This window comes from Blautia sp. MB18-30, from assembly GCF_023669475.1.
GTDB lineage: Bacteria > Bacillota > Clostridia > Lachnospirales > Lachnospiraceae > Blautia_A > Blautia_A fusiformis.
On the sequence record NZ_JAMOYY010000036.1, the window covers coordinates 21590 to 27915 of the forward strand.

6 protein-coding genes, 7 tRNA genes and 1 rRNA gene are annotated in these 6326 nt (G+C 43.5%); 1 reads left to right on the top strand and 13 read right to left on the bottom strand.

What is annotated here, in order from left to right:
* Positions 1–67: 67 nt before the first annotated feature.
* The 11 genes from NCY57_RS13515 to NCY57_RS13565 all read right to left on the bottom strand — a co-directional run bounded on the left by NCY57_RS13515 (position 68) and on the right by NCY57_RS13565 (position 4841).
* Positions 68–799 carry a histidine phosphatase family protein gene (locus tag NCY57_RS13515; protein WP_250789761.1) on the bottom strand — a complete coding sequence of 244 codons (732 nt, stop codon included), beginning with the start codon at positions 797–799 and terminating at the stop codon, positions 68–70.
* A gap of 88 nt (positions 800–887) precedes the next feature.
* Positions 888–1298 (bottom strand): metal-dependent transcriptional regulator, encoded by a 411-nt coding sequence (locus NCY57_RS13520; protein ID WP_021650250.1) that lies wholly within the window; start codon positions 1296–1298, stop codon positions 888–890.
* A gap of 77 nt (positions 1299–1375) precedes the next feature.
* Entirely contained in the window at positions 1376–1960 is a 585-nt protein-coding gene (locus NCY57_RS13525) for a TetR/AcrR family transcriptional regulator (RefSeq protein ID WP_059086181.1), read from the bottom strand.
* Positions 1961–2106: 146 nt separating this feature from the next.
* Entirely contained in the window at positions 2107–3150 is a 1044-nt protein-coding gene (hydE, locus tag NCY57_RS13530; RefSeq protein ID WP_110102851.1) for a [FeFe] hydrogenase H-cluster radical SAM maturase HydE, read from the bottom strand.
* A gap of 157 nt (positions 3151–3307) precedes the next feature.
* Positions 3308–4060 (bottom strand): tRNA threonylcarbamoyladenosine dehydratase, encoded by a 753-nt coding sequence (locus NCY57_RS13535; protein WP_059086183.1) that lies wholly within the window; start codon positions 4058–4060, stop codon positions 3308–3310.
* A gap of 216 nt (positions 4061–4276) precedes the next feature.
* Positions 4277–4360: transfer RNA gene (locus NCY57_RS13540), tRNA-Leu, on the bottom strand.
* 24 nt (positions 4361–4384) lie between these two features.
* Positions 4385–4457, bottom strand: a tRNA-Val gene (locus tag NCY57_RS13545).
* A 9-nt stretch (positions 4458–4466) separates the two neighbouring features.
* Positions 4467–4540, bottom strand: a tRNA-Asp gene (locus NCY57_RS13550).
* A gap of 24 nt (positions 4541–4564) precedes the next feature.
* Positions 4565–4638 (bottom strand) — tRNA-Ile (locus tag NCY57_RS13555).
* Between the two features lie 4 nt (positions 4639–4642).
* Positions 4643–4715: transfer RNA gene (locus NCY57_RS13560), tRNA-Thr, on the bottom strand.
* A gap of 54 nt (positions 4716–4769) precedes the next feature.
* Positions 4770–4841 (bottom strand) — tRNA-Glu (locus NCY57_RS13565).
* Between the two features lie 291 nt (positions 4842–5132).
* Here NCY57_RS13565 and NCY57_RS13570 point away from each other — a divergent pair.
* Positions 5133–5699: a flavodoxin family protein gene (locus tag NCY57_RS13570; RefSeq protein WP_059086184.1), complete on the top strand. Its 567-nt coding sequence runs from the start codon at positions 5133–5135 to the stop codon at positions 5697–5699.
* Positions 5700–5895: 196 nt separating this feature from the next.
* Here NCY57_RS13570 and NCY57_RS13575 read toward each other — a convergent pair.
* Both NCY57_RS13575 and NCY57_RS13580 read right to left on the bottom strand, forming a co-directional pair.
* Positions 5896–5968: transfer RNA gene (locus tag NCY57_RS13575), tRNA-Asn, on the bottom strand.
* Positions 5969–6066: 98 nt separating this feature from the next.
* A 23S ribosomal RNA gene (locus tag NCY57_RS13580) occupies positions 6067–6326 on the bottom strand; the annotation flags it as partial.

Here is a 6326-nt window from a genome sequence, read left to right on the forward strand (position 1 = left end):
CTGCTGATCATTATTTACCATGGTCTTCCGGAAAAAACCGAAATATTACAGCCGTTTCTTTCGCTTTTTAGTCGTGTCTCTGCTCTTTGTTATCATATGTCTCACAGAATCTGGCAGCAAAAGCCGGCGGCTCCTGATGCGCATACAAATGAGAAATGTCTCCAAAAGAGCTCATACGGAAGGACGCGATCCCTTTTCGCCTCTCCTCTGTAACAATGGTGCTCACCGATGACGGCGCCGCACAGAAATTCTGCAGCATCACCAGCGGAGAGATACTGAGAAGATAGCTGATGAGTACACAGCTTACACCGAAATGGCAGAAAAACACAAGCGTATCTTCATTGGCTTTTTCTGCTCTGTAATAATGTCCTTCCCGCACATAGCCATGCTCTGCCAGAACTTTATCAAAATTCTGTGTGACCCAGTCATACTCTTCTTTCATTTTTCCCTCTCGCAGGATGTCATTATCCCACCAGCGGTCAAAGCTGTAGAAATTTTCAATCTTCGTCCAGTCCTGGGGAAGCCAGTCCCAGGGAATGATCCTTTCCCCATGAAGATCCGGTCTTCTGATCTTTACGTCGAATTCTCTCAGCCACTTGCATTCTGTAGCTGTTCTTCCGTTTTTCTTCAGTGTGCAGGATGCGGTATCCTTTGCTCTTCCAAGCGGAGAAACATAAAAATCCCTGACATCAAGAGCTGCGATCTTTTCAGAAAGAAATTCCGCTTCCTTCCAGCCCTTTTCGGTCAGGGAATCTATTGTGTAATCCGGGTCTCCATGTCGTATAAAAAGTAATTTCATCTTTTGGTATCCTCCATTTCATAACCTGGATTTCCATTATATTCTTATTTTTTCAGTTGTCAATTCCTGATAGCTTCTGCTGCAGGGATCAAACCTGATCCGCGGTTTCTCCATGGAGCACAGCCTGCTGCTCCCTCAGCTCATAAACTGCCTTTTTCAATGCCTGAAAGCTCTCCTCACTGATTATGTGCTCGATCCTGCAGGCATCATGAATCGCTGTTTTTTCCTGGACTCCCAGTATCATCAGCCAGGAAGAGATCAGCTGATGACGTTCATATACCTTATCGGCAATCTTATGTCCGTCCTCTGTCAGACGGATATCTCCGTTGTCGGCTACTGTGATGAGATTTTTCTGGCGAAGATTCTTCATGGCAACACTGACACTCGGTTTCTTAAAGCCCATCTCTGCCGCGATATCCACAGCTCTTACAAGAGAGCTCCTATTTCCAAGGATCAGGATTGTTTCCAAATAATCTTCAGATGATTCATTTGATCTCACGTTATTTACACCTCCCTCGGTTTGTTAAAACTAACCAAGTTAATCATAACATACTTTAGGAGAATGAGCAATGGTTTTTAATGCTTTCTGTTTAGTTCTGCCTCAATTGCCAGAAGGCACTGGCTGGAACATATCTGCAGAATTCTGGAAATTTCCAGGAGTTTTTCCCTGGAGCAGTTTCCCCGGAGCAGTTCACAATATCCCTGAAATTTCATCTGTACCAGGATATGTACCAGCTCGTGATCAACTTCTTGTCCACATTCCTTTTGAAAACGTTCATTAAGGATCTGCTCCATTTTCGTACAGGCATCCTCACGGAAATTCACATATCTGGTACCTTCAGCTCCATCTATGAGGATTTTTGCGATGTCCCTGTTTTCCCAGATAAATTCCATAAGTATCCTGTCATATTCTTCCGGATGCAGTTGTTTTTCCTGATCCGTAAAGTCTCCCATGATCCGCTTCAGATCCTCTACCGTCTCTTCCACGATTTCTTCAAAAAGAGCTGCTTTACTTTCAAAAAAGAAATATAGCGCTCCCGTAGTCACCTCTGCTTTTTTGCAGATCGCACGAAGAGAAGCCTTCAGAAATCCCCTGTCTCTGAATTCTTCCTTCCCCGCTTCCAGAAGTCTGCTCCGCACAGCATTTTCTGATTTTTCCATATTTTACGCACTCCATCATTTTTCCTGCATTCCGCTTTGCAGGAAAATTCCGCTTATTTCTGACCAGATGTTAATTTTTTAGCAATCTGATCTTACTGGTATTTTACCTTAAATTGCTGAAAAAAGAAAGTATTTTGTACCCCGTGTCAATCTGTCATCGGGGAATCTCCACGGTCTGTAACGATTTCATAGCCTACAGACTCCACACGTCTGGTAAGGCACCCTCTGCACTCTGCTGCTTCCTCGCCTGTACAGATCTTGTTATCATAAAGCTCATACTGTTTACGGTTCTTCACCGGAGAAAGATTGGGCATTACTACATTTGCACCCGCCTGAAAACCCTTTTCCCTGCCTCTGGGGTCCAGGGTCCCCAGTGCTGTGGTTGCCGGAAGAAGTACCTGTGGAAGCAGGATCCGGATGACAGACAGCAGAAACAGTGTCAGATCCACACTTCCTGCCGGTTCCTCTGCAAATTTCGTATCATGGTGCGGGACAAATGGTCCGATCCCCACCATATGCGGATTCAGGTCTTTAAGAAAAACAAGGTCTTCCGCCAGATACTCCAGCGTCTGTCCCGGCGCACCTACCATAAATCCGGCACCTATCTGATATCCCAGTTCCTTCAGGGTATAAAGACACTGTTTACGGTTTGCAAGACTTAAACTCTCCGGATGAAGATAACGATAATGTTCCTCACTGGCCGTCTCATGACGGAGTAAATAGCGGTCTGCTCCGGCATCTTTAAATCTCTGATAGCTTTCTTTTGATTTCTCCCCAATGGACAGCGTGATCGCACAGTCCGGATATCCCTGTTTGATGGACCGGATGATGTCAACCATCCGGTCATCATTAAACCATGGGTCTTCCCCTCCCTGGAGCACAAATGTCCGAAATCCCAGCTCATAGCCATTCTCGCAGCACTGCAGGATTTCTTCCTTCGTAAGGCGGTAACGGCTGGCATTCCTATTAGAACGGCGGATCCCGCAGTAATAGCAGTCATTTCTGCAGTAATTGGTAAATTCTATCAGACCTCTTGTATATATTTTATTTCCAAAATATTTTTTCTGTATACGGACAGCCTCTTCCCGAAGCAGACGAACCGTATCCGGATCCTGGTATAAGTGCAGAAGTTCCGGATATTCTTCCTTTGTCAGCTGTCCTTCTTTTATAAATTTTTCAACGATCCCCATACTTTATCTGTCCTTCTCTTTTATTTACAAAACTATCTGTAAAAATATTTTATCACAAAAAAACAGATATTGCACAATATAAGTATACATGCAATATCTGTTCTTACAGAATGGTTACTGTTCATTCCCTTCTCAGTAACACAGAATGATCCAATTTTTATTTAATAAGATCCTTTACAACCTCACCGGCAATGATCAATCCCACTACGGAAGGCACAAAGGCATTACTTCCCGGTACCTGACGTCTCTGAGTACATTTTCTTTCTGTTCCCGGAGGACAGATGCAATGAGACTTGCAGCTGATCGCCATATCATCAATTGGAGTCATTGGCTTCTCCTGTGAGTAAACCACCTTCAGTTTTTTGATTCCTCTTTTTTTCAGTTCACGGCGCATGACCTTTGCAAGGGGACAGACGGACGTTTTATAAATATCTGTCACTATAAAACCTGTTGGATCCATCTTATTTCCGGCCCCCATAGAGCTGATGATCGGTGTTCCTGAAGCCTTTGCCTGCTCTACGAGCATCAGCTTTCCAGTTACAGTGTCGATCGCATCGACTACATAATCATATTGGGAAAAATCAAAGGAATCTGCTGTCTCCGGCACATAAAATGTTTTGTGGATATTTACAACTGCATCCGGATTAATTTCAAGAATACGTTCTCTGGCCACGTCAACTTTATATTTCCCTACAGTCTTTCTTGTTGCGTAAATCTGGCGATTGATATTGGTGAGGCATACTTTATCATCATCAATGAGATCCAGGGTACCTACGCCACTTCTGACCAGTGCTTCCACCGTATATCCGCCAACACCGCCAATTCCGAATACTGCGACTCTGGAATTTTTCAGCTTTTCCATTCCTTCTTTTCCGATTAATAATTCTGTTCTTGAAAACTGATTCAGCATTTTCTGACTTCTCCTTATATTCTTTCCATGTATATTTATACTGACAACGGATATATTTTTTATATCTGTCCGATTTGTTTTACAACTGTCAGGATTCTATCATGGGAAAATAGCCTTGTCAATATCCCTACCAATAAGCTAGGAATATTTTCCCGTTTTCATCAATAAATTTTATGATACAAAAAAAGATCCCTGAAAAAGGAATCTTACTGATACTGCGGGTAGCCGGACTTGAACCGGCACGGAGTTGCCCCCGAGAGATTTTAAGTCTCTTGTGTCTGCCTATTCCACCATACCCGCATATTCAATTAATTTGTTCAAAAATGGGGCCTATAGGGCTCGAACCTATGACCCTCTGCTTGTAAGGCAGATGCTCTCCCAGCTGAGCTAAGACCCCAAATATGAACGACCCAGAAGAGACTCGAACTCTCGACCTCCGCCGTGACAGGGCGGCGCTCTAACCAACTGAGCCACTGGGCCATACAAAATATAAAACTTTTAAAATGGACCTTCGGGGACTCGAACCCAGGACCGACCGGTTATGAGCCGGTTGCTCTAACCAACTGAGCTAAAGGTCCAAAAAGCCGATGATCGGACTCGAACCGATAACCTGCTGATTACAAATCAGCTGCTCTGCCAATTGAGCCACATCGGCGTATTAAACACCAAATGTTGAATCGAGTCAATGAATATCCAGTTTAGTTTTAAGTGACTCCAAGGGGATTTGAACCCCTGTTACCGCCGTGAAAGGGCGGTGTCTTAACCGCTTGACCATGGAGCCATATTTCTTTTTCATGTTTCGCTGTTTTGTATTTCCCTCAGCGACGAGTTAAATAATACCATACCTTTTTTATAATTGCAAGCTTTTTTTTGAAAAATTTCAATTTTTTTTACAAAGCCGGAAAACAGGCCGAAAAGCCTTATAAAATGGGCTTTCTAAGGGTTTGTATTTCCTTTCTCAAACCCTACCCGGAAAAATTTTTTCTGTTTTTTTCAAACATTGACATTATTTTTTCTCTGTATATAATTGAAAGTATGATGACTTAAAAAATCATATGAAAGGATGACAATAATGAAAGTTTTATTACTCAACGGCAGTCCTCGCAAAGAAGGCTGCACTTATACAGCTCTTACAGAGATCGCAGAAACCTTAAAGAAGAACGGTGTGGAGGCAGAAATCTTCCAGGCCGGGGATCCTTCTCAGGAAAACGTTGCTGCCGCAGCTGCCATTATGAAAGAGGCTGACGCCCTTATTGTTGGTTCTCCGGTTTACTGGGCTTCTCCTTCCGGACAGATCATCGAATTCATGGATAAATTCGCTTCCAAGGCCGGAAAGGATATGATCCACAAGCCTGCCGCAGCTGTTGCTTCCGCAAGACGTGCCGGTACTACTGCTACTCTGGATGTTCTGATCAAATACTTTACCTATCATCAGATGCCTGTCGTGTCCGGAAACTACTGGACAATGGTTCACGGCAATACCCCGGATGACGTCAGAAAAGACGCTGAAGGCCTCCAGATCATGCGTACGTTAGGCAATAACATGGCATGGCTGTTAAAATGTATTGAAGCCGGTAAAAAGGCCGGTATCGACGCTCCGGAAACAGAGCAGAAGATCATGACTAATTTCATTCGATAAGCCGGAATTTCTCTGTCATAGCTTTATAAATTTATTGATTATCTCTAACAGTCAATATTTCTATTTGTAGTTACAAAAATAAACGTGCAGATATAAATGTATCTTATTTATATCTGCACGTTTTTACATCCTTATCCTGTCACAGATCAAGCATAAAAAAATCCCATAAACTTTACATTTACAGGAAACAAAAAAACTCCCCCTGTTGGACTCGAACCAACGACACTGCGGTTAACAGCCGCATGCTCTACCGACTGAGCTAAGGAGGATTACTTAAATATTTAATTAAGGTTTGTACCTTAAAAACTACATACATGCTTGTTGATCATTAATCAAACTCTTTGAATCAATTCTTAACCTGCGTTTCTTGGTCAAACCCTCACCCGATTAGTAACAGTCAGCTCCATGTGTTACCACACTTCCACCTCTGCCCTATCTACCTCGTCGTCTTCAAGGGGGTTTACTTCACTAAGAATGGGATATCTCATCTTGAGGGGGGTTTCACGCTTAGATGCCTTCAGCGTTTATCCCTTCCGGACTTGGCTACCCGGCCATGGCTTTGGCAAGCCAACCGGTCCACCAGCGGTCCGTCCATCCCGGTCCTCTCGTACTAAGGACAGCTCCTCT

What these genes read in the sequence shown, in the direction of transcription:
- NCY57_RS13515 (WP_250789761.1), bottom strand. Translation starts at nt 799, where the DNA reads ATGAAATTACTTTTTATACGACATGGAGACCCGGATTACACAATAGAT.
- NCY57_RS13525 (WP_059086181.1), bottom strand. Translation starts at nt 1,960, where the DNA reads ATGGAAAAATCAGAAAATGCTGTGCGGAGCAGACTTCTGGAAGCGGGG.
- hydE (WP_110102851.1), bottom strand. Translation starts at nt 3,150, where the DNA reads ATGGGGATCGTTGAAAAATTTATAAAAGAAGGACAGCTGACAAAGGAA.
- NCY57_RS13535 (WP_059086183.1), bottom strand. Translation starts at nt 4,060, where the DNA reads ATGCTGAATCAGTTTTCAAGAACAGAATTATTAATCGGAAAAGAAGGA.
- NCY57_RS13570 (WP_059086184.1), top strand. Translation starts at nt 5,133, where the DNA reads ATGAAAGTTTTATTACTCAACGGCAGTCCTCGCAAAGAAGGCTGCACT.